Origin of the sequence: Ereboglobus sp. PH5-10 (assembly GCF_029504735.1) — a bacterium.
In the GTDB taxonomy this organism is placed as follows: Bacteria; Verrucomicrobiota; Verrucomicrobiia; order Opitutales; family Opitutaceae; genus Ereboglobus.
This window is the reverse complement of record NZ_JAQFIP010000007.1, coordinates 61,648-86,715: the sequence shown is the minus strand read 5'-3', so window position 1 is coordinate 86,715 and position 25,068 is coordinate 61,648. Positions and strand designations below refer to the sequence as shown.

The 25,068-nt window shown below is 57.3% G+C and carries 21 protein-coding genes and 1 pseudogene; 6 read left to right on the top strand and 16 right to left on the bottom strand.

The features are described 5' to 3' along the window. Nucleotides 1-10 precede the first annotated feature (10 nt). From M2447_RS07540 to M2447_RS07495, 10 genes are all read right to left on the bottom strand, one after another. Nucleotides 11-358, bottom strand: a complete 348-nt coding sequence (locus tag M2447_RS07540; protein WP_108824649.1) for a four helix bundle protein — start codon at nucleotides 356-358, stop codon at nucleotides 11-13. A 50-nt stretch (nucleotides 359-408) separates the two neighbouring features. Continuing rightward, on the bottom strand, nucleotides 409-1,422 hold the full coding sequence (locus M2447_RS07535; protein WP_277558050.1) for a glycosyltransferase: 1,014 nt from the start codon (nucleotides 1,420-1,422) through the stop codon (nucleotides 409-411). Nucleotides 1,423-1,543: 121 nt separating this feature from the next. Further along, nucleotides 1,544-2,704: a DegT/DnrJ/EryC1/StrS aminotransferase family protein gene (locus tag M2447_RS07530; protein WP_277558049.1), complete on the bottom strand. Its 1,161-nt coding sequence runs from the start codon at nucleotides 2,702-2,704 to the stop codon at nucleotides 1,544-1,546. Between the two features lie 88 nt (nucleotides 2,705-2,792). Further along, nucleotides 2,793-4,520, bottom strand: coding sequence for a glycosyltransferase family 39 protein (locus tag M2447_RS07525; protein ID WP_277558048.1), 1,728 nt, complete (start codon nucleotides 4,518-4,520; stop codon nucleotides 2,793-2,795). Nucleotides 4,521-4,609: 89 nt separating this feature from the next. After that, nucleotides 4,610-4,987: a DUF2752 domain-containing protein gene (locus tag M2447_RS07520; RefSeq protein ID WP_277558120.1), complete on the bottom strand. Its 378-nt coding sequence runs from the start codon at nucleotides 4,985-4,987 to the stop codon at nucleotides 4,610-4,612. 124 nt (nucleotides 4,988-5,111) lie between these two features. Next, nucleotides 5,112-5,612, bottom strand: a complete 501-nt coding sequence (locus M2447_RS07515) for a CD225/dispanin family protein (protein ID WP_277558047.1) — start codon at nucleotides 5,610-5,612, stop codon at nucleotides 5,112-5,114. Between the two features lie 168 nt (nucleotides 5,613-5,780). After that, complete coding sequence (locus M2447_RS07510; protein WP_108824644.1) at nucleotides 5,781-6,347, bottom strand: hypothetical protein; 567 nt, start codon at nucleotides 6,345-6,347, stop codon at nucleotides 5,781-5,783. Nucleotides 6,348-6,593: 246 nt separating this feature from the next. Then, nucleotides 6,594-7,151 (bottom strand): elongation factor P, encoded by a 558-nt coding sequence (gene efp, locus M2447_RS07505; protein WP_108824643.1) that lies wholly within the window; start codon nucleotides 7,149-7,151, stop codon nucleotides 6,594-6,596. 159 nt (nucleotides 7,152-7,310) lie between these two features. Next, the gene (locus M2447_RS07500) at nucleotides 7,311-8,654 is read right to left on the bottom strand and encodes a Gfo/Idh/MocA family oxidoreductase (RefSeq protein WP_277558046.1); all 1,344 of its coding nucleotides are present in this window, start codon (nucleotides 8,652-8,654) and stop codon (nucleotides 7,311-7,313) included. Between the two features lie 63 nt (nucleotides 8,655-8,717). Next, nucleotides 8,718-10,088 (bottom strand): DUF1080 domain-containing protein, encoded by a 1,371-nt coding sequence (locus tag M2447_RS07495; protein WP_277558045.1) that lies wholly within the window; start codon nucleotides 10,086-10,088, stop codon nucleotides 8,718-8,720. A 203-nt stretch (nucleotides 10,089-10,291) separates the two neighbouring features. Between M2447_RS07495 and dgt the strand changes: the two genes are divergently transcribed. The 6 genes and pseudogenes from dgt to M2447_RS07465 all read left to right on the top strand — a co-directional run bounded on the left by dgt (nucleotide 10,292) and on the right by M2447_RS07465 (nucleotide 18,291). After that, on the top strand, nucleotides 10,292-11,626 hold the full coding sequence (dgt, locus tag M2447_RS07490; protein WP_277558044.1) for a dGTP triphosphohydrolase: 1,335 nt from the start codon (nucleotides 10,292-10,294) through the stop codon (nucleotides 11,624-11,626). 100 nt (nucleotides 11,627-11,726) lie between these two features. Further along, nucleotides 11,727-11,954, top strand: a pseudogene (locus M2447_RS07485) (NAD-dependent epimerase/dehydratase family protein); the annotation flags it as partial. A gap of 195 nt (nucleotides 11,955-12,149) precedes the next feature. Then, nucleotides 12,150-13,160: an NAD(P)-dependent oxidoreductase gene (locus tag M2447_RS07480; RefSeq protein WP_277558042.1), complete on the top strand. Its 1,011-nt coding sequence runs from the start codon at nucleotides 12,150-12,152 to the stop codon at nucleotides 13,158-13,160. Further along, nucleotides 13,157-13,894, top strand: coding sequence for a glycosyltransferase family 2 protein (locus M2447_RS07475; protein ID WP_277558041.1), 738 nt, complete (start codon nucleotides 13,157-13,159; stop codon nucleotides 13,892-13,894). Before M2447_RS07480 ends, M2447_RS07475 begins: the two co-directional genes overlap by 4 nt. Before the next feature lie 23 nt (nucleotides 13,895-13,917). Next, complete coding sequence (locus M2447_RS07470; RefSeq protein WP_277558040.1) at nucleotides 13,918-15,534, top strand: glycosyltransferase family 39 protein; 1,617 nt, start codon at nucleotides 13,918-13,920, stop codon at nucleotides 15,532-15,534. 351 nt (nucleotides 15,535-15,885) lie between these two features. Next, the gene (locus M2447_RS07465) at nucleotides 15,886-18,291 is read left to right on the top strand and encodes a hypothetical protein (RefSeq protein WP_277558039.1); all 2,406 of its coding nucleotides are present in this window, start codon (nucleotides 15,886-15,888) and stop codon (nucleotides 18,289-18,291) included. Between the two features lie 104 nt (nucleotides 18,292-18,395). On the opposite strand, the gene M2447_RS07460 is transcribed toward M2447_RS07465, so the two are convergent. From M2447_RS07460 to M2447_RS07435, 6 genes are all read right to left on the bottom strand, one after another. Then, nucleotides 18,396-19,379, bottom strand: a complete 984-nt coding sequence (locus tag M2447_RS07460; RefSeq protein ID WP_277558038.1) for a GDP-mannose 4,6-dehydratase — start codon at nucleotides 19,377-19,379, stop codon at nucleotides 18,396-18,398. Between the two features lie 42 nt (nucleotides 19,380-19,421). Then, a complete protein-coding gene (gene gmd / locus M2447_RS07455) occupies nucleotides 19,422-20,465 on the bottom strand; it encodes a GDP-mannose 4,6-dehydratase (RefSeq protein ID WP_277558037.1) in 1,044 nt (347 codons plus the stop codon). A gap of 117 nt (nucleotides 20,466-20,582) precedes the next feature. After that, complete coding sequence (locus M2447_RS07450) at nucleotides 20,583-21,416, bottom strand: TatD family hydrolase (protein ID WP_277558036.1); 834 nt, start codon at nucleotides 21,414-21,416, stop codon at nucleotides 20,583-20,585. 79 nt (nucleotides 21,417-21,495) lie between these two features. Continuing rightward, nucleotides 21,496-21,915, bottom strand: coding sequence for a SufE family protein (locus M2447_RS07445; protein WP_277558035.1), 420 nt, complete (start codon nucleotides 21,913-21,915; stop codon nucleotides 21,496-21,498). 45 nt (nucleotides 21,916-21,960) lie between these two features. Then, complete coding sequence (locus tag M2447_RS07440; protein WP_277558034.1) at nucleotides 21,961-22,872, bottom strand: nuclease-related domain-containing protein; 912 nt, start codon at nucleotides 22,870-22,872, stop codon at nucleotides 21,961-21,963. Nucleotides 22,873-22,889: 17 nt separating this feature from the next. Beyond that, nucleotides 22,890-25,034, bottom strand: a complete 2,145-nt coding sequence (locus M2447_RS07435; RefSeq protein WP_277558033.1) for an ATP-binding protein — start codon at nucleotides 25,032-25,034, stop codon at nucleotides 22,890-22,892. Between the last annotated feature and the right edge of the window lie 34 nt (nucleotides 25,035-25,068).

Sequence of the window (25,068 nt, the reverse complement as noted above, 5' to 3'; positions counted from 1 at the left end):
ATGCATTAGATTACTCCATGTTTCTCAAGATGGCGGCGAATATCAGTGTGAGTTCGCGTGCTTCTTGGCGCAGAATCTGTCGTTGGTTTTCAAGTGGTGCATTATTGTCACCCACATGAACAAGCCGCAGCCAAAGTCCGGACTCCTTGGCCTCCTTTCGGCATATTTTGAAATGCAGCAGCTTGTCTCTCCCTCCAAGCGATTCATTGGCCTCGATATAATTTGCGGCCACCGAACCCGACGCTCTCACGAGTTGTTTGACATCCTCGATGTTGGAAACCGTGCGCGGCAACGCCCTCACAAATGTCCTGACCGCAACCGCAAATTTCTCCGTGCGTTCTTCAAGGTTTTCACTCATATGGCATAGAGGGTTTGGTATTTGGATTTTGGAATTTTATTGGAATTTGATCACTGGAATTTGGAATTTCCTCCTTCATGCGTTGGGTCATTCTCCAGCACCCGATTCACCTGATACCTCGTCCGCCCCCTAACCACTTGATACGTTCTTCCCACGTATTCGCCGATGATGCCGATGCCGACCATGCAGACGCTGATGAGAAAAAACAAAATTCCAAACAGCGTGAACAATCCCTCGGCCTCGGCTCCGAGGAAGATGCGGCGGAAGGCGAGCACGCAGACAAGCAGGAGGCTGCCTGCCGAACACGCCATCGCGAGCATGGTGAACAGTTGCAGCGGAACCGTCGTGAACGCCGTGATGAGGTCAAAGTTCAAACGGATGAGTTTTCCTAGCGAATAATTCGACACGCCGGCGTGCCGTTCCTCGTGCGCGACGGGCACCTCGGTCGGATTTTTGGCGAGCGTGTAGGCGAGCGCGGGGAGGAATGTGTTGATCGCCCCGCTGCGCACGATGCCCTCGACAACGGCGCGGCTGTAGGCGCGCAACATGCAGCCTTGATCGGTCATCTCAATGCTCGTCGAGCTGCGGCGCACAAAGTTCACGAACATCGAGGCGTAGCGGCGGAAAAAACTGTCCTGCCGGTTCTGGCGCACGCCGCCGACACAATCGTAGCCGGCGTCGGTTTTCTCCAAAAGCTTCGGGATTTCCTCGGGCGGGTTTTGCAGGTCGGCATCAAGCGTGACGACCACGTTGCCGCGCACGCGCTCGAACGCCGCCATGATCGCCATGTGCTGGCCGTAGTTGCCGTTGAAGTCGATCACGCGCGTGACATCGGGACGCGCGTTGAACTGCTCGGTGAGCAGCTCGATGGACGCATCCACGCTGCCGTCGTTGGTGAAAACGACTTCGTAGCTGCGCCCAAGCGCGTCGAGCACGGGATAAAGCCGCTGAAACAAGAGCGGCAGGTTGCCCTGTTCGTTGTAAACAGGAATGACGATGGAGACATCGAGGGACGGCGGCGCAAAGGGCGTTTGGGTGAGGGAGGCGGAGGAATTAGTGCTCATAATTTTTAACCGCTAATGGACGCGAAACTTTGAAGGTAGCAGAGACATTCCTGTCTGTGCCTTGATTCGTGAAGTCTCTCTGCACAGACAGGAATGTCCGTGCTACTTTCCATGTCGCGGTTCATTTCTTTTGAAGGATTTCGCCCAAGGTCGCGACCACGCGCCCGACATCATTGGTGGTCATCGCGGGGAAAAGCGGGAGCGTGAGGATCGTGCGGCCGATGCGTTCGGCGTTGGGGAAATCGCCGGGCTTCCAGCCGAGATTGCGATAGAGCGTGAAGAGATGGATGGGCGGATAATGGACTCCCGCTCCGATATTCGCGGCGCGCATTTTCTCCATTACTTGCGCGCGCGTGAGACAGCCGGGACCCTCGGGGAGCACCACTTGAAACATGTGCCAGTTGCTGTTCTCAAAATCGGCGGGCGGCAGGCCGAGGTTGAGGGCGCGCGCGGCGGGGGCGTCGAGGAGCTTGAAATAGTGTTGCGCAAGGGCGCGGCGTTTTGCGTTGAACTCGTCAAGGCGGCGGAGCTGGCCGAGGCCGACGCGGGCGGCGACATCGGTGAGGTTGAATTTGCCGCCGAGCACTTCGGCATCCATCCCGTCGAAGCCGGTGCGGACGACGCCTTGCAGCCGGTATTGCTCGGCGAGCGCGGCCTCGCGTTCGTCGTTGAGGACGAGGCAGCCGCCCTCGATGGAGGTTATGTTTTTGTTGGGATGAAAACTGAAGGAGGCGAAATCGCGGCTCGCGGCTTTCGTGCCGATCAGGTTGCCGCGCCATTTGGAGCCGGCCGCTTGCGCTGCGTCCTCGACGACGCGGAGATTGTGCTTTTGCGCAATAGCGTGAAGTCGGTCGCGGTCAACGGGCAGGCCGGCGAGATCGACGGGGATGATCGCCTTGGTGCGCGGCGTGATGGCGGCCTCGATTTTTTCAAGGTCGATGTTGCGCGTGACCGGGTCGATGTCCACGAAGACGGGGCGCGCTCCGGTTTCGAGCACGACGTTGCTTGTGGCGATCCACGAAAGCGGCGTGGTGATAACCTCGTCGCCCTCCCCCACCCCGGCGATGCGCAGCGCGATTTCCATGGTGCAGGTGCCGGAGTTGAAGGCGCGCACGGGGCGTCCGCCGAAAAGTTGCGAAAGCGCGGTCTCGAAAGCCTTCACTTGCGGGCCCGAGGTGATCCAGCCGGAGCGAAGCACGTCGGCGACACCGGCGATGGTTTCCTCGTCGATGTCGGGACGCGTGAAAGGAAGAAACGGCTTTGTGTCGTCGGTCGGGCTCATGCGTGAAATGTAGGGGCGCACCTTGCGTGCGCCCCTGCGGAGGCGTTTGCGTGGATGTTTTGTGTTTGGGAAAACATGGGCGCGTTGATTATTGTGCGTCGGGCTTGTTTACAAGGAGCAGGTAGCGCGAGGTTTCGCCGACCACGGTGTGCGGCAGCGAGGAGAAATAGCGATCGGCGGCGCGTTTTCGCACAATGGCGTAGGCGCGCGAATCGAAGGCGAGCCAGCGACGCGAGAACTCGGCCTTGTCGATGAAGCGCGAGTCGGTCTTCTCCGGCTCGGCGCGCACGCCGAACTCGAGCTCGCCCAAATAATCGACGACGGAGATTTCGCGCCCGATGTAGGGCGCGACGTCCTGAATGTATTCACCGACTGAATACACAGTGTCGCCGGGCGCGAGGCGGCGGGCGAGTTCGAGCGAGAGCGGTTTTGAGGAGCGCGTGTCGAGTTCGTCGCCGAGGTGGTTGCCCGACGCGAGCCAGAGCGCGAAACCGGCCGTCATCACGACCAGGGCGTCGCGCATTTTCCCGCGGCGCAGGCACCAGGCGAGCGCGGCGGCGCTGCCGAGGAAGATCACGGCGAACCAGATGGACTCGCCTATGATGAGCTTGGTGGCCGCGGCGTGTTTTTCCGGCACGGACCAGACGAGGGGCCAGAGCGCGAGCGCGAGGCCGAGCAGCGCGGAAAGGATCGCGTAGGTGGCGAGGCCGGCGCGCAATCCCGGCGCCTTGCGTGCGCGCCACGCGTCGGCAAGCCATTTGCCGATGAGAACGGCGATGGCGGGAAATATCGGCAGGATGTAAGGCGGGAGTTTCGACTGCGATTTCGAGAAGAAGAGAAAAATCACCACGGCCCACACGATGAAGAACCACTCGTCGGCGCGCTCGTTGCGAATCGCGCGCCAGCCGCCGCGCACGTTTTCGCGAAGCGTCTGGAACGCAAAGACGGTCCACGGGAAAATGCCGACGAGCAGCACGGGCGCGAAATACCACCACGGTTTATAACGCTCGTGCACGGTTGTTGTGAAACGCGTCCAGTGCTCATGGATGAAGTAGAATTGCGCGAAGTCGGAGTTGGCGCGCGCGGCGAGCACGTGCCACGGCGCGGCGATGGCGAGCAGCACGAGCGCGCCGGTGAACGGATGGCAGGGGCGCAGGCGTTTCCATTGGTTGAACACGAGCAGCCACACAAACGCGACGGTGCACGGCAGGAGAAATCCGATGAGGCCTTTCGAGAGGACGGCGAGCGCCATGCTCGCGTAGAACGCCCAGAAGAGCCAGCGGCGCCCGGGTCCGGCGGGCGCTCGTATGCCGAACAGAAATGCGAAAAGCGCGGTCGCGACAAAAACCGACACGGGCATGTCGAGAATCACAACGCGGCTGAGCGTGTAGTAGAGCAGCATCGTCGCGAGCACGACGGCGGCCCACCAGCCCGCGGCGCGCCCGAAAAGCCCGCGCGCGGCGGCATACGTGGCGAGACAGCCGAGCGTTGCAAAAATGGCGACCCACGCGCGCGCCGTCCATTCGTTGACGCCGGCAACCTCGATGGTGAGCGCGGTGAGCCAGTAGAGCAGCGGCGGTTTCTCGAAATACTTAACGCCGTTGAGGCGCGGGGTCACGTAGTCGTTGGTCGCGGCCATCTCGCGCGGGATTTCCGTGTAGCGCCCCTCGTCGGGATTGCTGAGCGGACGCGAGCCGAGAAAAAGGCCGAACCACACCACGAGGATGAGCGCGAGCCATGTCAAATCACGACGCCACGAGGTGGAGTCGGTATTTTGGGGGTTGGAGAGTCCCGAATTCTGTTCAGCCGCGATCATCGTGCGATGAAAAGCTGAATAGAGCGGGGTTTGGGCATTCAGGGCGAGAATGTTTTGACGGATAAGCGCATCTATATTTTTGAACGCACCTACGGTCCGGGCGCCAGGAGCGCAAACGGCCACCACGGAAGGTTGCGCGCGATCATGAAAACAACAACGACAACAAGCACGACACGCGCCAGGCCGGTTCGCACCGGCAGCGGCGGAAGATTGTGCCGAAGGGCGCGCCAGAGTGAACGCGCCGTCCATATCGCGAGGAACGGCGCGACGACAACAACAAGGATGTTGTGCCCGCACGCGGCGCGCAGATTTCCATGGACAAGATCATGGACCACGCGCGCCGATCCGCATCCCGGACAAAGCAAACCCGTCGTTGCGCGCAACGGACACGGCGGATACCAAGCCCGCGGCGAGGGGCCGGCATAATAAGTCCACGCAAAGCCGGAAATCAAAACAACCAGCGCCACCGCGGCAAACACACGCGGTTGCCGAATGGCGCGGGACAAATTTCCAAGCGCGGTCAAAACTGGCGGCCTTGTGGTTTCACACTCAAGATTGCGACGCGGGCAAACCTCAAACTGGCGGGCGCAATTACTGCGCCAGCGCGCCCGCGAAGCTCATCGCAAAAATAATGACGCTGGCCACAAGGCCAAGAACCACCGACAGCCACATAAAGGTCTTCGATTTTTTTGCGGCATCCTCGGCGCCCGCATAATCGCCCTTGTTGTATTTTCCGTCCACCTGCGCCGCAAACACGATGGACACAATGCCCAATGGCACGCAGCACAAGAGCGTGACAATGATCGCGCCAATAAGATTGTTGCCGGGTTTGACCGGTTTGACATCAGGGGGCACCGTCATCATCAGCTCCGCAACTCCGGTGACAGGCGGGGGCGAGCCGGGGGCGCTAACGTCGCCAACGGCAGGCGCCGCGGATGCGCCGAAAATTTTAGAGGCGGGCTCCCACGTGGCCATGCCCTCAGTCCACACAAGATCGGTCGGGAGAATCGCCCCGGCGTTGTAGCGGGCGATTACTTCATCCTTGAGAAAAGTGCCAAGTTGCTGGTTGTTGCGGGCGATGTGATAGGTCATGGGGAGCTATGTGTGTGTGGTTTGTTTGTCGGGAAATGATGCCGGCAGGTTCGCGAAAAAACGGGCGTTTGGCAAGCGAGGTTGCGAGACAAAAGCATGATGCCCGGTCCCGCATGGCGATTCCAATGCCATTGCAAAAACACCGGGTCGAAACCCGGTGTTTTTGGATTAAATGTCGATGTCGCGTTTTTTGAGACTGGTGCGGAGTTCCTCCACGTTGGTGTCGAGTTTCGGGAGCACGGTTTCCTCGAGTTTTTTGATCGCCGCCTCCATGCGCTTGAGTCCGTTATCGGTGGAAATGCCGCTGCCGGCGATCTCGCCGTGGAGATAGGTGATGGTGCGCAGGAAGTCCGCGTTGGCCATGAGGAATTCGGACGGGGTTTCGAGGGTGTTGGACGAGAACTTCATGTTGTCCCAAACAAACGTCTGCAGCGCGAGCGCGCGCTTGCGGGATGCGAGCGAACCGTCCTTGCGAACCTTGGCGACGTAGTCTTTGACGACTTCGATGTTGCCGGCCATCTCGGTGCGGAGCGACATGCGCAGGTAGGCGTTGTTTTTGTCGGAGCGGATGTCGTCGAACGCGATGGCCTGCTTGAGACCCTGGGTGGCGGCGAGATACACGCCGAGGACGGTCGCAATGATGACGCATATCTGGCTGACCCAAAAGCTGGCTTTGCGCACTTCGGAGGTCTCGGGCTTGGGTTGGACGACGGGCAGGTTTTCGTTGTTATTCATGGATGGATTGTTGATGGTTTTTGTCTAAAAAGTGAGTGAAGTTTCACGAGATTTTCACCCTTTGCCAAGTCGCAAGGCAGTGGAAAAGGCGCCCGAGTTTCCATGAACATGCGATGACATTAAAGGTCCCCGAGGGGAACTCGCAATCAAGGCGCGCCCCTGCGATTGCAACCGACATAAAAAACAGCCCGCGGTTTGGCGGGCTGTCTTTAAAAAGCGAAAAATCGTTTTTCGTTCAGGTGCGCTTCAAGCGCGTCCGAGGTAGGTGCCGTCGGCGGTGTTTACGCGAATGACTTCGCCTTCCTTCACAAAGAGCGGCACTTGGATTGTGAGCCCGGTTTCGAGCTTGGCGGGTTTTTGCACGTTGCTCGCGGTGTCGCCCTTGATGCCCTCGGCGCTTTCGATGACCTTGAGCGCGACGGCTGAGGGGAGATCGACGTTGAGCGGTTTTTCATCAACGAAGAGAATGTCGACCTTGCCGCCGGGGGCGAGGTAGTTGACCACGTCGCCGAGCTGCTGCGTGTTGAGCTCGATCTGCTCGTAGGTCTCGGGATCCATGAACGCGTAGGTGTCGCGGTCGGCGTAGCTGAACTCGAGCGTGCGCTTGTCGGTCTGGAGGACCTCGATGGTGTCGGTCGATGCGAAGCGCTGGTCGAGCGCCTTTCCGTAGCGGAGGTTGCGCATCTTGATCTGGACGAACGCGCGCAAATTGCCCGGCGTGCGGTGTTGTGTTTCCATGACGAGGTGCGGCTCGCCATTGTATTTGATAACTTGTCCTTTGCGAATGTCGTTTGCTGCGGGCATGTGCTGATTACGTTTGAGGGATGTGTGTTTTCCGAGTGTTAAAAGGTTGATTGGTTATGCGTTCGCGGGCGGGGGTGTCAAGGTTTGGCATGCGGGCAAACATGGGCGCGCGGGAGAGAACGCCGGGCCGGGGCCCGGCGATCCCGGAATGAGCCCGGATCACAGGTGAAACACTTTTCCGCCGGCGAGCACTTCCTGGCGCGCGGCGTCGAAGGTCACTTTTTCGCCGGTGCGGGCGGCGGCGTTGGCCATGATCGTGGCGATGGAATGCTGGTAGCCGGCCTCGACGGGCGCGTTCGGCTCCTTGCGCGAGCGCAGGCATTCCATCCAGTTACGCATGTGCGCGAGCACCATGTTGTCCACGCCGGTGTTTGCGTCGGTCGCGGCGGGGCCGTCGCCTTTCAACGACGCGGGCTTGAGCCGGTTCGGCCGCATCTTCATGCGCGTGGCGTATTTCTCGGTCAGGCCGCCTTTCGGCGAAACTTCGTTTGTGTCGAGGTTCAGCTCGCCGCCGTTGGAATAATAAATCTCCTTCACACCGCCCGCCGAGTTGCTGAAGCGCGAGGTGTAGACGACTTGGAATCCCCTCGTCGGGTCGTCGAGCGGGCCGTAATCGAAGACTGATGTCATCGTGTCGAAATTGGTGCGCCCGTCCTTCCACATGTAGATGCCGCCGTTGGCGCTCACGCTGCGCGGATGCGGCAGTCCGGTGAACCAGTGCACGGTGTCGATCTGGTGGCACATCCACTGTCCGGGAATGCCCGACGAATACGGCCAGAACAGGCGATACTCGACATACTTTCTCGGATCCCAGGCGACGCGCGGACGGTTCATGAGAAAACGCTTCCAGTCCACATCGCCCTCCTTGAGTCCCGCGACGAGATCGGGGCGGCGCCAGCGGCCGGGCTGGTTCACGTTCCAGCTCATCTCTGCAAAAACGATGTCACCAAACTGGCCCGACTTTATGTAGTCATGCGCGGCGTGGTAGCTGCGTCCGCTGCGCCGTTGCGAGCCGATCTGCACGATCTGCTTGCTGGCACGCACGGCCTTAAGCGCGGCGCGATTGTCCGCCATCGTTTCGGCGAAGGGTTTCTCGACATACGCGTCGCACCCGGCGTTCACCGCCTCGATGCAATGCAGCGCGTGTTGAAAATCCGCCGTGGCGATGATGACCGCGTCGAGGCCGGCCTTTTCATACATCTCCTCGTTGTTGCGATAAACGGCGATGTCCTGGCTGTATTTGGTTTTGAAAAACGCGACCGCCTCGTCGCGCCGACGGTTCCAGATGTCGGACACGGCGACGATTTCGCAATTCAGTTCGCCCGCCAGTCGTTGAAACGCGGGGATGAGCGTGTCGCGCGACCGGTCGGCAAACCCGACCAGGCCCACGCGAATCCGGTCGTTCGCGCCGCGCGCGCGCGCGAGCAGGCGCGGCGACAAACTGCCTGCCCCGACGGCAAGCCCCGCGAGTGAGAGACTTTGTATAAATGTGCGACGATTCATCGAAGTGTGAGGGGTGGTGGTGAGGAGTGAAAAATGGGAAGCGGGAGGAAAACTGGTTGTTTGTCACAATTCGCGGAGCTTGATGCTGCGGAAGCGCACTTCGTCGCCGTGATCCTGCAACAAAACGCGCCCGCTCTTCGCGAGGCCGAAACCCTCGTGCTTGTTGTATTTGCTCCGTTCGACAAGCGCCATGAAGAGTGGCGAGCCGCGCGTGTATTCGACGACCTTGATGCCGTTCAGCCAGTGCTCCACCGTGCCGTCGGCGCGCGAGATGATGCGCGCGTGCTGCCATTCGCCGAGGCGCGGCTTGACGCCGAGCCCGCCCGGCATCCGGTTGATCGGGATCAAGTCGTAGAGCGAGCCGAGCTGGCGGTTGCCCGCGGCGCCGAGTTTCGCGTCGGGATGATTCGCGTCGTCGAGCAACTGAAACTCCAGCCCGATGGCGGAGCCCTTGGTCACGTATTTCTCGGTCACGTAATACTTGATGCCGCTGTTCGCGCCCTTGGTGAGCTTAAATTCCAGCGCAACCTCGAACGCCTTGTATTCCGCCTCGGTCACGATGTCGCCGCCGTTCTGCGACTCCCTGCCGTCGGATTTCTGGACAACCAGCTCGCCGTTTTCGATGCGCCAGCCTTTTTCAGGAAACGCCTTCTTGCCCGCGCCGCGCCAGCCCGCGGTCGTCCTGCCGTCCCAGAGAAGCTTCCAGCCCTGCGCGCGCTCGGCGTCGGCGAGGTTGTTGGCGATGACGTTGCGAATGAAAAGCGAGTCCGCCGGCGAGGGCTTGAGGTCGGTGGTTTGGATGCGGATGTTGCGCCAGAACACGCGACGGCCCGCCTCCTCGGGCTTCTTCTTCGAGATTGAGTGGATTTGCAGCGCGATGAATCCGCGCGCGTCCATGTCGTCGATCACATGCGCGACCGGCTCGCCGTTGATCCAAGTGCGAATCGACGGGCCGATGGCCTCGATGCGAACGCGGTTCCACTGGTTGAGCTTGTAGAGATCGCGCGCGGCATGGCTCATCGCGCCGGTGTAAAACCAGCCGCGCCGCGCCTCATCGTAAATGCCGCCCGTCCACGCGCGCGGCGTCGGGTCGATTTCCATTTGGTAGCCGTGCACGCGCCCGTCGGAGGCGCGGCACTCGCTGCGGAACTGGATGCCGCTGTTGCTCGGCGCGTCCTGCATCACCTCGAGTTCGAGAATGAAGTCGCCGTAAAGCTTTTCGGTCGCGAGGAAACTGTTCGGCGAACCCGGCACCGTCGTGCCCATGATCGCGCCATCGACGACCTTGTAGGGCGCGGTGCCGTTGACCTGTTTCCAGCCGGACAAATCCCTGCCGTTAAAAAGCGGCTCCCACGGACCCGCTGAAAGCGCGAGCGGCGCGACGGCCGCCAGTGCAAAAACAAACGCATGAACGCCTCGGAGTGTTTTTCTCATGGTATGAAAGGGTAGCTGAAAAATGATGCTCAAAAATCAGAGCCCAAACTGAACACGCCGCAAAGACAAAAGCGAGCACGCCTTACATAAAAATATCCCCCCCGGCGGCGCGCCGCGGACCCCTTAATTTCCACATTTTTCTCTACTCGCAAAAAACATCGCCTGCCCGGCCGCATTCATGCTCAACTCGCCGCTTACCTTCCATGAAACACAATCGGTTTTATTCCGGCTTCGACACGCAAACGCTCGGCGAACCCCGCAAAAAAGACTATCGCAGCGCGTTTCAGGTTGATCGTGACCGGCTCATTCACTCGCACGCCTTCCGCAAGCTCCAATCGAAAACGCAGGTGTTCCTCTCCGGCGAATACGATTTCTACCGCACGCGCCTCACGCACTCCATGGAAGTCGCGCAAATCGGCCGCTCCATCTGCCACTATCTCGCCTCGGAGGAATGCCCGAGCCACGCCCTGCTCGCCCCCGATTTTTATATCGACGACGACCTCGTGGAAGCCATTTGCCTCGCGCACGACCTCGGCCACCCTCCGTTCGGCCATTCGGGCGAGCGCACGCTTCAGGAAATTATGCGCGACCACGGGGGATTCGAGGGCAACGCGCAAACGCTCCGCCTTCTCGGCGAGACCATCTTTGAATCGGAAACCGCCGTGCGCGGCATGCAGCCCACGCGCGCCCTCACCGACGGTGTTCTCAAATATAAAAAGCTCTACCGCGAATTCACCGGCCCCGGGGCGAAACCAACAAACCACTTCCTCTACGATTATCAGGAAAAGCAGCGCTCCTTCGTTTTCGCGAACCGCAAGATCCCCGGCGAGCTTCACGACGGCCTCGCGCTCAACGCCTTTAAATCCGTCGAGTGCCAGATCATGGACTGGGCCGATGACGCGGCCTATTCGCTCAACGACATCGTTGACGGCGTGAAAGCCGGCTTTCTCACAATCGAACGCATCGAAGCCTGGGCCGCAAAAACAGAATCTCACTGGAACGGGCAAACCGGCCCGCACAAACTCAGCGCCAAGACCCGCGGTGATTGCTTGAGGAAACTCATCGACGGCATTCGCGCCGACAAGCTCGAGCGCATGTTCGCGGCGAAAATCGGCACCTTCGTCCGCGCCACGCGCCTGAAGGAACGCATCAACTTCATGTCGCCGCTCACCAACCGCTACCGCTTCGAACTCACCATCGCGCCCGCCGCCGTCGCCGAGGCCGAGTTCTACAAGAAAATGGCGAACGACATCATTTTCGAAAGCCCGCAACTCCAGCAAATCGAATACAAGGCTCGCCGCGTGTTGCACACGCTCTGGGAAGCCGCATGGGAAAACTATGTCGAGCCGCCCCAAGCCCGCCGCGCGATCAAAGTCATCCCCATCCGTGCCGCGCACCAAATCAACGAGGCCAGGACGCGCGAAGGCAAGGCCCGCTGCATCTGCGACTGGCTCGCCGGCCTGACCGACGGCATGATCGTCCGCACCTATCGCCGCCTCGTCGATCCCGAGTTCGGCAGCATCCGGGATCTGAGCTAAACCCCGGCACCCGTAACGCCAAAGCTTACGTCCTTGCGCTTTGGCTACACTCTTTACATCCACAAACCCACAACTACCTTGCGATTTTCGCAAAAAACTCATGCCCAAAAAACTACTCGTCACCGGCTCGTCAGGACTTATCGGATCTGAAGTCTGCACCTACTTCGCGCGCGAACTCGGCTGCGCGGTGCACGGTGTGGACAACAACCAGCGCGCGGTCTTCTTCGGCCCGCAAGGCGATACCCGCTGGAACCAGCAGCGCCTCGCCCGCGAACTCCCCGCCTTTCAGCACCACGAACTCGACATCCGCGACCGCGCCGGCGTGCTCGCCTCGCCAACATTTATTCGCCACAAGTTCTATTCCCTGAAGACCGCTTAACTTTTGAATCTTTATTCACCGGCTCCCCCTTCTCAAAAATTTTGAAATATTTTTCAGAATCAAACGATCGACTAATATTTGTATTTGCGGACAAGCTGAATCTTATTCTCCCTAACTACCCAATCACGTAAAAGTTTTCAAATCATGAAAGTATTCATCACAGGTATTGCTGGTTTCTTGGGAAGTCGCATCGCGAAAGATCTGCTAAGCAAAGGACATCAAGTGTCTGGCTGTGACAACCTCATAGGAGGCTATCTCGACAATGTGCCGGATGACGCGGAGTTTTTTCAAGTGGATTGCATGTATCTGAATGCCATGAAAAAAATCATCAAAGATCATGACGTGGTGATCCATACAGCCTGCACGGCATACGAAGGACTGAGTGTATTTTCCCCTCACGTAGTTACTCAAAACACTTTTCAAATCTCATCAACAGTGTTCGCGGCATGTGCCGCCAATCATGTAAAACGCGTCATAAACTGCTCCAGTATGGCGCGTTATGGACATCAAGAAGTGATTCCCTTCCGCGAGCATGCGGTGCCGGTTCCAGTGGATCCTTACGGAATTTCAAAACTCGCAGCGGAGCAAGTTTTACAAGTGCTTTCGGAGGTTCATGGATTCGAGTTCGTGAATCTGGTGCCTCATAACATCATTGGCGCACATCAAAAATACGACGACCCGTTTCGCAATGTGGCGTCCATCATGATTAATCTGATGCTGCGAGGAAAACAACCCATCGTTTATGGTGACGGCCTGCAAAAACGCTGCTTCTCGGATGTTCGCGATATTCTGACATGTTTCTCCCAAGCCCTGGATAACAAGGTTGCCGCAGGCCAAACCATAAATATCGGACCTGATGAAGAATTTATCACAATTTTGGATTTGGCAAAAACGATCGCCGACGTGCTGAACTTCAAGAATCTTGAGCCCGTCTTTGTCGCTCCTCGCCCGCGTGAAGTCAAATATGCCACATGCAGCGCGGACAAGGCGCGCAATATTTTCAATTACAAAACAAACCACACATTGCGACAAAGCATCGAGGAAATGGCGCAGTGGATAGAAAAACGCGGCGCCAAGAAATTTCGCTATCATCTGGATGTGGAAATCATCAACGAGAAGACCCCGAAAACGTGGACGGAAAAATTGTTCACATGAGCAAAAAAATCGTCGTGGTCATCCCCGCCTACAAAGCGGCGGAAACACTACCAAGCGTCTTGGCGCGCATAGTGCCCGAGATGTATGAGCGGTTGTTAAAAATTTTGGTCGTTGAGGACGGCGGGGAAACAGTGCCCCGCTCCACCAGCGCCGAGTTACTCGAAAAATACCCAAAAGTCGAAGTGCTGTTTCACGAGCACAATCGAGGCTATGGTGGCGCGCAAAAAACAGGCTATCGTCGTGCGTTGGAATTGGGGGCCGACATTGCCGCAATGGTGCATGCTGATGGTCAATATGCGCCGGAGGAGCTTGAGCGCCTGTGCCAGCCCATGGTTGACGACAGTGCTGATATGGTGCTCGGCTCGCGCATGAGGAGCTGGCGCTCGGCCCTGAAAGGAGGAATGCCCAAATATAAATTTGTCGCTAACATATGCCTAACCCAGTTGGAAAATCTCGTCTATGGATTGCATTTTTCGGAGTATCACAGCGGTTACATGCTCTATAGTCGAAAGGCACTCGAAACAATCCCCTTTGAAAAATTAAGCGACACATTTCATTTTGACGGCGAAATGCTGCTGGTCGGGGCCAAGCGCGGACTTCGGGTTGCCGACTTGCCGATTCCGACCCGATATGGCGACGAAGAGTCCCACCTGAAACCAATCAAATACGGTTTTGAAGTGCTTGGGGTGATTCGCGATTATTTGCGTGGCAAGTATGACTTTAATGAAGACTGAGCCGCAAGAGACCAGCTAAACTTATGAATGTCTCAACAATCGAACCCCGTTCCTGTTCGGCATCGGAAATCCGGAATTGGGACACAAAAAAATGGGCTGTCGCCATCTTAAGCATGATCGTCTTTGCGACCCTGCTTTTCGCCAGATTGGGGCATTATTCTCTCTGGGATGATGAGACCATGGTTGCACTCGTGGCCAAAGGCGTGGTGCGCACGGGAGACACCTCCGCCATCATAGATCACGGCAACATTGTAGCATATGAAAACGGCCGGCTTTTGCACAATCTCCATGATCGATCCACCCCTCCCCTTGCGACATACATAACCGCGATATCATTCATGCTTTTTGGCGAAAATGCATGGGCCGCGCGCGCGCCCTTCGCCTTGTTCGGCCTGGCCACGCTTGCCTTGGTTTTATATTGGGCAAGAAGGCAAAATATTATCATATTTTCGCTTTTGGCAATTGGTATTGTCTGTAATGTGGCCTTGTTATTGCAATTCAAACAGTGCCGATATTATGCGGTTACCGTTTTTTTCAGCGTGCTCGTCGCATACTTATATTATTATTGGGGGGGCGACCGGCGCAAATTAATACTAATGGCGCTGGCCTCAATCTGTCTCTTTACGGCAAACTATCTGAATTGCATCGTCATGCAATGTTGCCTGTTGATTGACTACATATTTTGGAAGCGGCATGAGCACACTCTCGGCTTTCGAGACTGGCTTGCGCTGCTGCTGCCGCAAGCCGTTGTCTGCGGCATGATTGCACTGATATGGAACCCAATGAAAACCGCTCAAGGAAACCTTGCTGACGGCAATACTTTTTTTGATCGCATTACCCTCATCTATTGGAATTTTCGAGATCTCAACGTTTGCGAATTTTATACCTGGGTTGTCTTGGTTTTTGCACTTGTCATCGGAATAATGCGAAAAAAAACATGGTTGCTGCGCGCGAGCACGGCACTTGTCGCTTATGTTATAGTCCTTTCTTTCCTTTCCCCCCAAAACTTGCATGGAACCTCGGCCGCGGATGTGCGCTATTTTGGGCCACTCGTGCCTTTATCGATTGCGCTGGGCATAGGTGTGATCCATGGCATAATGTTGAAATGGTCGCGGCCTGCGTTGATTGCGGGCGCGATCCTGTTTTCCACAAACATAATAAGCGGGCATTTTTTTCAGCGTCCCTCGACAATATACTCATACATTGGTGAGTTGAGAACTCCGCCGGAAGAACCGTTTAAACCCACATCTGAATGGATCAATAAAAATATACCCGAAGGCAAAACTGTGTTTGTCGCCCCAAACTATGCCGCCTATCCGCTTATGTTTCACGCGCCCAAAGCAACTTATGCCTGGCAATTGAATGATCGCCTGCAAAAACAATATATAAATCTCAAACCGCCCCTTATCAAAGGGGAGGAAATGCCTGATTATCTGATTGGTTTCGGCCCATATGTAAATGAATTAAAATACAACCTGCAAAAATACGGCGATCCGAACGCCCGCTATCAAATTGTCGAGAAAATCGATGTGTTTTGGAAGGATATGTATAGGCCAGAATTATTCTGGCGCACTTTCAAGTCCATCAAGAATTACTCCAAAGGACAGGATGAAGTAATTATATTTAAAAGGATACAATGAGCAACGATTAAGGCGCCACCCATACCATTTCACAAACATGGCCCCTCTCAAGTATGGATGCATGTTACAATATCTTCAAGCGCTGTGTTATTTATAAAATATACGAAGATGGGGAGAACCGTCGCAGGGGGCTGGGCTCTAAAATCACAGCAAAAACGCCCTCTCAATATGCGTGATTTACGGTTGGCGCATCCCGGACTGCGAATCCGCCCATGCAGGAAGCAAAAGACAAAAGCGAGAGACGGGGATCGCGAAATCAATGACATTTTGAAATATAATATTTTTTCCTGATTAGCGTTTTCGATCACAATATCCATAATGAACAGGCATAGGGAAAAACTTAAATCAACCATGCGATTGCTTCTCACCAAGCATGACAAATTGCTTGCGGCAGGCGTTTTGGCAATGGTTGTAATAGCATTTTTTGCCCCCGTATTGTTATGCGGAAAAACACTGCTCGGGCGTGATTTTACGATATGGTTCTACGGGGTTAAACATTTCTTTCGTGAAAGTGTGCTCAACGGGGATTTTCCTTTTTGGTGCCCCCAATTGCTGGGGGGGACTCCCTTGCTCGCGTCATGGCAACACGCATTGCTCTATCCTCCCTCAATAATTTGGATTATTTTTCCAACAGCTTACGCGTTTGGCGTGTTTGCGGCACTTCATCATTGGATGTTTGCATGGTATAGCTACCTTCTGGCGCGCGAATGCCGGGCCGGCATGGCGGGAGCGTGGATAACGGCCTGCACCGCATTCGCAACCAGTTCACTGCTGCATGTTACCGAATGCACTGAGCACTTGGGCGGTTTTGCGTGGCTACCATTAATATTATATTTTTTTCTTGGTGTGCTTCGCGGGGGAGGATGGAAAAAGACGGTAGGCCTGGCCGTGGCATGCTCGCTGATGACGTATGCAGGCAGCCCGTATCCTTTGCTCATGACCTTGATTGGCATGATCGTGACGGGGATTCCGTTCTGGCTGTGTTCAAAAAAACGATTGCTCCTGCCCAAGGTGCTGCAGCATGGTGTCATCTCGGCTGGGCTGGTCTTTTTGCTTACCGCGCCGCAACTCCTGCCAATGCTGGAGCTTGCATTGCAAGCATCAAACGAACACCTACAGCGCGACCCAGCGATCCAGCTTCACTACTCAATGTGGGCGGCAGATTGGATAAAGTCGCTAGTACCAACCTTTTTTGGAATGCCGATGGAGATGCGCCATGCTTATTTTGGGGTTCTGCCCATGATGCTGCTCGAAATCATTGCCGTTGTAATCTTATTGCGCCGCTGGCGATGGACCCCATCAGTTATTGCAATAACGGCCCTGATGCTGACTGGCATAGTCATGGCATCAGGGCCCTCCTTGCAATTGCACAAAGTAATGTCGCTCATGCCAGCCGTGAATCGAATGTATTCATACCCCGCGACCTATGTCATCCTCGTTACGGTAGCGCTCCCAGTGCTGGCCGGATTGTCCATACGCCCACTGCGACGCATGTCTCCAATATTCCGCAGATGTCTGTATTGCGCGACAATCATGGTTGCACTCGCAGTTTTCTTGGTGAGAAAGCCAATAGAAACATGGGGATCCTCAATGCGTGCATTACCTCATTTCTCAGCCGACATTCGCTCGCTTACAGCCGGCATGAATGCGTTTCCCATAGATACGAGTTTGCATGTGTTTATAATATTAGCAATCGGCTCAATAGGAGTAATCTTATTATTGGCAAACCCACACCGATGGAGGTTGGCCCTGCTAGCGACAACCCTGTTTTTATTCGCAGATAAAACTCTCCTGCGTCAGGATATGCGTATGTTTGGGGACGTCAATGTTTATGTATTCGAAACACCATCCATGCATGCGTTGAAAAAAGTGGGGGCTGATCGCGAACTAGCCCGTATACACAAAACATTTCACATGATGGGAGAGTCTCATATACTCAGCGGCAGCAATAATCCGAATGAGTTTGCCTGGATTAGAAACTTTTTACCGTGTTCGGTCGGACTTGCCCTAAATTTTAGCCAGACCAATATCAGTGGCACGTTAAACATTCCCGAAACCGAGCGTTTTTGGGCCTCCGCCTTGAACCGTTATAAACCGTGGCAAAATGACCGTCTGCGCGGCTTGTGGAATGTAAAATGGATCATGGATATCAAGCGTAGCCCCGAAAAGGGCTATACCAGCAACCTGCGCGAAAACTCGAATTTCATGCCGCGCGCATGGCATGCGGGAAAGGTCATGACCGCAAACGATCCGAACGATGTTTTGAGAATGCTTATACACAAGGATTCTGATCCCCGTGGCACGGTTTTAGTTTATGCGAAGCCATCGGATATACCGATGAATCTGCTGAACCAAAACACGGGATATGCACCCGCACAGGCGGTCGTCCAGACAAACAATACCATCACAGTCACAACCTCTATTGTCACGGACACAGTTCTTCTTGTTGCAGACACCTATTATAAATGGTGGCGGGCCGAAATCGATGGGGTGCCCGCGCGGGTTTTCAAAGCTAACATGGCACAAAAAGCCGTAATGGTTCCAGCCGGCAGGCATACTGTGCGACTCTACTGTGTTCCCGTCAGCTTTTATACAGGTTGCGGACTGTTCATTATCGCCATTCCCTTAATTATATTCCTGCTGCGACTTGATATGACGAGAAGACCATCGCCCGCTAAATTTGAGCTGCAGACCATAAATAACCTCAACCAGCAAAACATGCCGGCCTCTGCAGGGGCGCCATGTGGCCCCCAATGAAAATCCCTGAACCACGCCCCGAGGTGCTTGAGATTTCAACAACAGATTTCTTTCCAAAAAACGACGCTATCTTCGAGGCATTGAACCTGTAACAAATAAAAGCATCACCCGGCACTGTCGTATTGTGATGCCACGAGGCGCTCCACCATGCTGTCGAAGTTTACGGTTCGGGACCAGTTTAGCTGTTTTTCAGCCTTGGCGGGATTGCCACATGGGGCGACTGGTTCCGCGGCGGTTATCAGCGAGGGATCTTGTTTCACGTGGTCGCGCCAATTCAGGCCGACGCATTGGAAGGCTTTTTCGACAAGGTCGGCCACACTGTGCAGCTCGCCTGTCGCCAGGATGTAGTCGTCGCATTGATCGGCTTGAAGCATCCGCCACATGCCCTCGACATAGTCGGGCGCCCAGCCCCAGTCGCGTTGCGCCGTCATGCTGCCCAGTTTTAGCTCCGTTTGGAGTCCCTTTTTTATGCGCGCCGCGGCGCGGGCGATTTTCATGGTGACGAAGGACTCGTTGCGGCGGGGGGATTCGTGGTTGTAGAGTATCGCCGAGCACGCCGGGAGTTTGTGGGCGGTCCGGTAGATGCGCGTCATCTGCTGCGCGAAGGCCTTCGCGGCGCCATAGGGCGTGGCGGGGTTGACGGGCGTTTGCTCGTCCTGGCGGGAATTGGAGGGCGTGCCGAACACCTCGGCGCTGGATGCGTTGAAAAACCGGGTCGGGTGTTGCAGACCGCGCAGGATTTCCAGCAGCCGCAGCGTGGCAATTCCAACGCTGTTTGCCGTGACTTCAGGCAGTTCGAAACTGAGGCGCGGGCTGGACTGGCCGGCAAAGTGGTAAAACTCATCGGGCTTCGTCCGGTCGATGATGCGTCGCAGATGCGTGAGTTCCTCGAATGAGCCGGCGTGGAGAAACAGGCGCTTGCCGAGGATGGCGGGGTCGGCGACCAGGTGGCGAAGGTTGCCGTTGGCGGCGGACTCGAGCGGCGTCACAAGCCCGTGCACCGCGTAGCCTTTTTCCAAAAGCAACTCGGTGAGATACGAGCCATCCTGTCCGGTGATTCCGGTTATGAACGCATTTTTTTCGGGCATGTTGCAAAGAAGGCTTGGGCGGGTTGCGAAAAGCCTAAAGCGTTAAAAGGAGCCTCCGCCGTTTGTGTTTCTGCGCATGTCGGCTTCGACCATCATCTGGCAAAGTTGCTCAAGCGTGGTCTTCGGCTCCCAGCCAAGGACCTCTTTTGCCTTTGCCGGGCTGCCGATGAGCAAATCGACCTCGGCGGGACGGTAGAACTTTGGATTGACGCGCACGAGGAGTTTTCCCGTGGAGGCATCCTCGGCGATTTCCTGCTCGTCCTTGCCCTTCCACTGGAGCGTGATTCCGACGGCCTTGAACGCCATGATCACAAAATCGCGAACCGTCTCGGTGCGTCCCGTTGCCAGGACAAACGTGTCGGGCTCGGGCGCTTGAAGCATCCGCCACATGCCCTCGACGTATTCCCCGGCGAAGCCCCAGTCGCGCTTGGCGTTGAGGTTGCCGAGCTCGAGCACGTCGAGCGTGCCCAGCTTGATTCTGGCGGCGGCGTCCGTGATTTTGCGCGTCACAAACTCGCGCCCGCGCAGAGGCGACTCGTGGTTGAACAAGATGCCGCTGGCCCCGAAAATGCCGTAGGATTCGCGATAGTTGATCGTGATCCAGTGCCCGTAGAGTTTCGCAACGCCATAGGGGCTGCGCGGGTGGAAGGGCGTTGTTTCCGACTGCGGAATGGCCTGAACCTTGCCGAACATTTCGGAGGTGGAGGCTTGGTAAAACCGAATCTGCGGGTTCACGATCCTGATGGCTTCGAGCAAATTGAGCGGGCCGAGCGCGGTGATTTGCGCGGTGGTGGCGGGCTGCTCAAAGGACACGCCGACAAAACTCTGGGCGGCGAGATTGTAGATCTCCGTCACGTTGGCCGTCTGCAAAAGCCGGATCGTCGCGCCCAGATCCGTCAAATCATATTCGACAAGCTGCAAGTTGGGATGCCCGGTGACACCCAGCTCCTCAAGCCGCCAAAAATTAACGGAGCTGGTGCGTCGATACGCGCCAAAAACCTTGTAACCTTTTTCGAGAAGCAACCTGGCGAGATAAGCGCCGTCTTGGCCGGTTATTCCAGTAATGAGTGCGGTATTGTAAGCCATGTTGATAAATAAAAATTAGCTGCACGAAAAAATGAAGACCTCGTAAGGAAACGAAAAAGAGATTTAGGGCGAGTCCTTATTAAATGCAAAAAAACGGCGGCGTGGGCATTCGCCGGACTATCCGCCGAAGAGGCGCGCGAAATTTTGCGCGATAGAAACGCCGAGCGCCGCCGGCCCAACCTCTCGCACGCCGGCGAGTCCGGCATGCGTGCCGGCGATGTTGGCGGGATGGTTCAGTTTTTCGTCGGGCGCGGAAAATGAAAACGGGCGGTATTTCGCGGGCGCGGGCATGGCGGGCGCGTCGGTTTCGACCAGAATGCGCTCGACGGGGATTTGGTGGAAAACTTCGCGATGGCGGGTGTTTTTTTCGGATAGAAACGAGCCGTTGAAGGAGAAATAGGCGCCGAGCTTGATGAATTGCGGGAGCATTTCGGACGGGCCGCTGTAGGCGTGCAGGAGAAAACCGCGCGCGGGGAGCGGCGTGGTTTCGAGGATTTTTAGAAGCAGGCCGAAGGCGTCGAGGCAGTGGATGCTTGCGGCAAGATTGCGCTCGGCGGCAAGCGCGAGTTGGGCGCGAAAAACTTCGGCTTGTTCGTCGAGCGGAGCGCGGCGGAGTCCGGCGAGGCGCGGATCGTCGGGACGCGCGCGATCAATTATCCAGCGATCGAGGCCGATTTCGCCGATGTGCGCGCCGGGATTGGCGTCAAGGGTGGCGCGGAGTGTGTCGAACCAGTTTGGCGTGCGATTGCCGGCGTCCCACGGGTGCAGGCCATGGCTGGGGAGGACAAATTGGTAACGGCGGGCGAGCGCGGTGACATCGGGCCAATCGGCTTCGCAGGTGCCATTGACGACGGCGCGCCCAAGGCCGATCTCCGCATAAGCGGCGGCAATCTCGTCGAGGTGCGGCGCGAGCGCGGGGTCTTGCAGATGATTGTGAGCGTCGTGATACAAAGGGCTGAAAGACTGAAGAGCTGAAGGGCTGAAATCGGAAAACTTGAAGATTTTAAGGCGCAGTTTGTCTTGGATTAATTCAGCCTTTTAGTCTTTCGGCCTTTTCCTTGATTCGTTTTTGCACGGCGAGCAGGCCGGCGCGACGGGTGGGCGAGAGGTTTTGGGCGAGGTGGAGTTTTTCCAAAAGCTCCGGCTGAAATGTGGCGGCGTCGGCGGGATCGGTGTCGTCGTGGAGTTCGCAGATGAGCGCGACCAGGCCTTTGACGAGCGGGGATTCGGCGTCGGCGCGCACACGGAGGCGGCGCGTGACCGGATCAAGTTCGACAACGAGCCACACGGTCGAAACGCAGCCGGGGACATGGTTGGCGTCGATGCGCCCGGCGGGATCAAGCGCGGGCGCGCGGGTTGCATGCGCCACGACGGCGGCGAGCCGTTCCTGCGGATCGGGAATAATCAGGAAGTCGTCGATGAGGCGTTGTTGTTTTTCGGCGAGGGTCATGCGGAGCGGTCGGCGAAGTCACGGGCTGGCGGCCCGGGCCACTTTTTAGAACTCCACATCGCGACAGAGGGTTTCGATGTGTTGCGCGAGTTGCTTGATTTGGTTTGCTGCGAGCTTGGGCGGCAGCGTTTCGAGGTGGAGGGGGATTTGCGCGGGTGTGAGCACGCGCACGGCGCTGTTGGCGGCGGAGTCCGTCAGCTCGACGCGCCAGCCGGGGAATGTGAGGATGGCGTGCGCGGGCACATTTGGGATGCCGGTTTTGGCGATGGTTTTTTCGAGCCAAAGCGCGTTGTTCGCAGCCCGGGAAATGCCGAAGGTGTCCTCTCCCCAAGGATAGGCGAGTTGCGCGCCGTCGTAGATGATTTTGCCGTCGGCGCGGCCTTCGCGCACGGGGCCTTTGCGGCGGGTTTTGGTTTCGATGGCAAAAACACCGGCGGGGCAAATCACGACGTGGTCAATATTGACGCGGCCCTGCTCCGCCGAAACCGGAACGTCGTGAAAAACGCAGGCTCCCTTTGCGCGCAGCGAGTCGAGGCTTTCGCTGACAATGCGCTCGCCGAAATAACCGAGGTAGAGGTTGCGGCGCTTGGAGAGGAGGCGCAGGAGGTGGATCGTCGAGTAGAGGGTCCAGATGAAAACAAGGGGCAGCACATACTGGATGAGGATGGCGACAAATCCATCGAACGCCGTTTTTCCGGACAGGAGGTATGCGCCCGCCGTGCTCGCGAGCATGATGAGCGGGAGGCCGAGGATGTTGAGCAGCCACGAGAAAAGTTTGTCATCAATGGCGGCGATTTGCCGTTGGAGCGATTCACCGGGGCCGCGCAGGAGCTTGAAGCCGGGGGTGACGCGCTCGTTGTTGCGGTTTTCCCGCCAGCGCCAGATGGCGTGGCAGAGCACAATGCACACGACGGTGCACAGGCAGAATATGAATGCGGGCGTTGTGATGAGATCCATTGAAATGGAGCGAAAGGTTATTCATCCAAAACTTCACGCACTTTTCTGGCAAGGATGTCGCGAGTGAAAGGTTTTTCGAGGAAATGCGCGGTGCTTTTTTGAAGGGAGGCGGTGACAAAGCCCGATATAAAGAGCACGCGCATCTCCCCGGAGTGCATGGCGCGCATGCGGTCCGCAAGCTGGCGTCCGCTGATGCCGGGCATGTTGATGTCGGTGATGAGGAGCCTGGCGTCGGCGAGCACGGTGTTCACATCGACGCGGTATTGCGTGAGGAGCGCCTCGCCTGTGCCGTAGGCGCGCACGGTGTAACCGAGCGACTCGAGGATGGCGGCGGTGACTTCGCGAATGGCTGCGTCATCCTCGACGAGAATGATCGTCTCGGCGCCGGTGGGCAGGTCGGGTTCGTCCGAGGGCGCGTCCGGCATGGCGCGCGGCGCGGGAATCGGCGGGTTGCTGTCGCGTTCGAGAAAGAAGGGCGACACCGAGGCGTCGGCGGGCGCGACTGTCCGCGCCGGCGCAATGTCGGGGAGGAGCAGCGTGAATGTCGTCCCCTTGCCTTGCGCGGTCTCAAAGCTGATTTTTCCGCGCGCGTTCTTAACGATGTTGGCGCAAGTGACCAGGCCGAGACCGGTGCCGCGGCTCTTGGGTTTTGTGGTGAAAAAGGGCGTGAAGATTTTATCACGAACCTCGGGCGGCATGCCGGCGCCCGTGTCGGTGATGGAGACTTGCGCGTAACGGCCCGGCTCAAGCCCGCCGTTTTCCGGCGAGGCCGCGACATCCGCGCCGGCAACACTGATGGTGAGGCTTCCGCCCTTGGGCATGGCGTCGCGGCTGTTGATGGCGAGGTTGAGGATGACCTGTTCGATTTGGTTGCGATCCACATAGGCGTAGACCGGCTCGGGGCCGAGCTTGAGCTCGAGGTGGATGCCGCTGCGAAGAAAGGCCGTGATGAGGTCCTTGAAATCGAGGATGAGGGCGTTGATGTCTATGCGGGCAATTTGCGTTGACTGGGTGCGGCTGAAGGTGAGGAGCTGGCGCACGAGCTTGGAGGCGCGAAGCGCGGCGTTTTCGATGCCGGCGGTGTGCGCGCGGAGCGTTCGCGTGGCGGCCTCGTTGAGCGAAAGCTGGGTGATGTCTTTTTGAAGAAGCTCGGTGTAACCGCAAATGGCAGTGAGCAGGTTGTTGAAATCATGCGCGATGCCGCCCGCGAGGAGCCCGACGGCCTCGACTTTTTGCGCCTGCAGGAGTTTCTGCTCGCTTTCGGCCAGCGCCTTCTCGGCGTGCTCGCGCTGGTGCACGGCGGCAAGGACGTTGGAAAGTCCCTGAATGAAATCAACGGCGTCCGAGGAAAACGTGCGGACGCTGCGCGTGTTGGCAAAAAAGTAGCCGTAAAGTTGCCCGCCCGACCCGACGGGGCAAATGAGCGAGGACTGGATACCCTTGCTGGCAAGGAGCTGCGCGAGCGGAAAATTTTCGCGGTCGTCGGCCAGTTGCATCGCGCGCGTGATTGAAAGCGCGGCGGGTTTGACATGGCCGAGCTCGGGCGGCGGGTTCTGGCCGAGCCGGCAGGCGAAAGCCTCGAGGGTGAGCTCGTGCGTGTCGTGGTTGAGCGAGGCGAGGTAGGCGCAATCGACGTGAAGCGTCTCAAGAATCACGTTGACCGCCTTGTGCGTGAGCTCGCCGAACTTGCGCACTTCGAGCGCGAGGCGTCCGTAGGCGGCGAGCGCGGTCTGCTTGAGCGCGCGCATCGCAAGCGTGTTTTCAAACTCGTGCTGGTCGTTAAAATCGATGCACACGCTTATGAAGCCGGCGAAATGGTTTTTCGAATCGTAGTAGGGCGACGCGTGCGAGATGATCCAGCGGTAAACGCCATCGTGCCTGCGCAGGCGATACTCGACGCGGTAGGGGGCGCGCGCGGCAAAATGTTTATTATGGCGCGCGCTGACCATGTTGCGCTCGTCCGGGTGGATGTTTTCATACCACTCATCGAAACGCTCGACCACATCCTCCCCGGTGTAGGAGCGCCATGCCTTGTTGAAGAAAAACCCGGTGCCCGCGGTGTTGGACATCCAGATGCAAATGGGCGAGTTGTCGCACATGCGGCGAAACTCTTTCTCAGCTTCACTAAGCGTGTCCCTGAAGAGTGTGTGCGATTTGGTCATGAGCGAATGCCGTGTGCGTGCGTGTGTTGAATTG

What these genes read in the sequence shown, in the direction of transcription:
- efp (WP_108824643.1), bottom strand. Translation starts at nt 7,151, where the DNA reads ATGCCCGCAGCAAACGACATTCGCAAAGGACAAGTTATCAAATACAAT.
- gmd (WP_277558037.1), bottom strand. Translation starts at nt 20,465, where the DNA reads ATGGCTTACAATACCGCACTCATTACTGGAATAACCGGCCAAGACGGC.
- M2447_RS07535 (WP_277558050.1), bottom strand. Translation starts at nt 1,422, where the DNA reads ATGAGCACTAATTCCTCCGCCTCCCTCACCCAAACGCCCTTTGCGCCG.
- M2447_RS07470 (WP_277558040.1), top strand. Translation starts at nt 13,918, where the DNA reads ATGAATGTCTCAACAATCGAACCCCGTTCCTGTTCGGCATCGGAAATC.
- M2447_RS07460 (WP_277558038.1), bottom strand. Translation starts at nt 19,379, where the DNA reads ATGCCCGAAAAAAATGCGTTCATAACCGGAATCACCGGACAGGATGGC.
- M2447_RS07515 (WP_277558047.1), bottom strand. Translation starts at nt 5,612, where the DNA reads ATGACCTATCACATCGCCCGCAACAACCAGCAACTTGGCACTTTTCTC.
- M2447_RS07495 (WP_277558045.1), bottom strand. Translation starts at nt 10,088, where the DNA reads ATGAGAAAAACACTCCGAGGCGTTCATGCGTTTGTTTTTGCACTGGCG.
- M2447_RS07500 (WP_277558046.1), bottom strand. Translation starts at nt 8,654, where the DNA reads ATGAATCGTCGCACATTTATACAAAGTCTCTCACTCGCGGGGCTTGCC.
- M2447_RS07475 (WP_277558041.1), top strand. Translation starts at nt 13,157, where the DNA reads ATGAGCAAAAAAATCGTCGTGGTCATCCCCGCCTACAAAGCGGCGGAA.
- M2447_RS07445 (WP_277558035.1), bottom strand. Translation starts at nt 21,915, where the DNA reads ATGACCCTCGCCGAAAAACAACAACGCCTCATCGACGACTTCCTGATT.
- M2447_RS07525 (WP_277558048.1), bottom strand. Translation starts at nt 4,520, where the DNA reads ATGATCGCGGCTGAACAGAATTCGGGACTCTCCAACCCCCAAAATACC.
- M2447_RS07530 (WP_277558049.1), bottom strand. Translation starts at nt 2,704, where the DNA reads ATGAGCCCGACCGACGACACAAAGCCGTTTCTTCCTTTCACGCGTCCC.
- M2447_RS07440 (WP_277558034.1), bottom strand. Translation starts at nt 22,872, where the DNA reads ATGGATCTCATCACAACGCCCGCATTCATATTCTGCCTGTGCACCGTC.
- M2447_RS07465 (WP_277558039.1), top strand. Translation starts at nt 15,886, where the DNA reads ATGCGATTGCTTCTCACCAAGCATGACAAATTGCTTGCGGCAGGCGTT.
- M2447_RS07435 (WP_277558033.1), bottom strand. Translation starts at nt 25,034, where the DNA reads ATGACCAAATCGCACACACTCTTCAGGGACACGCTTAGTGAAGCTGAG.
- M2447_RS07480 (WP_277558042.1), top strand. Translation starts at nt 12,150, where the DNA reads ATGAAAGTATTCATCACAGGTATTGCTGGTTTCTTGGGAAGTCGCATC.
- M2447_RS07510 (WP_108824644.1), bottom strand. Translation starts at nt 6,347, where the DNA reads ATGAATAACAACGAAAACCTGCCCGTCGTCCAACCCAAGCCCGAGACC.
- M2447_RS07540 (WP_108824649.1), bottom strand. Translation starts at nt 358, where the DNA reads ATGAGTGAAAACCTTGAAGAACGCACGGAGAAATTTGCGGTTGCGGTC.
- dgt (WP_277558044.1), top strand. Translation starts at nt 10,292, where the DNA reads ATGAAACACAATCGGTTTTATTCCGGCTTCGACACGCAAACGCTCGGC.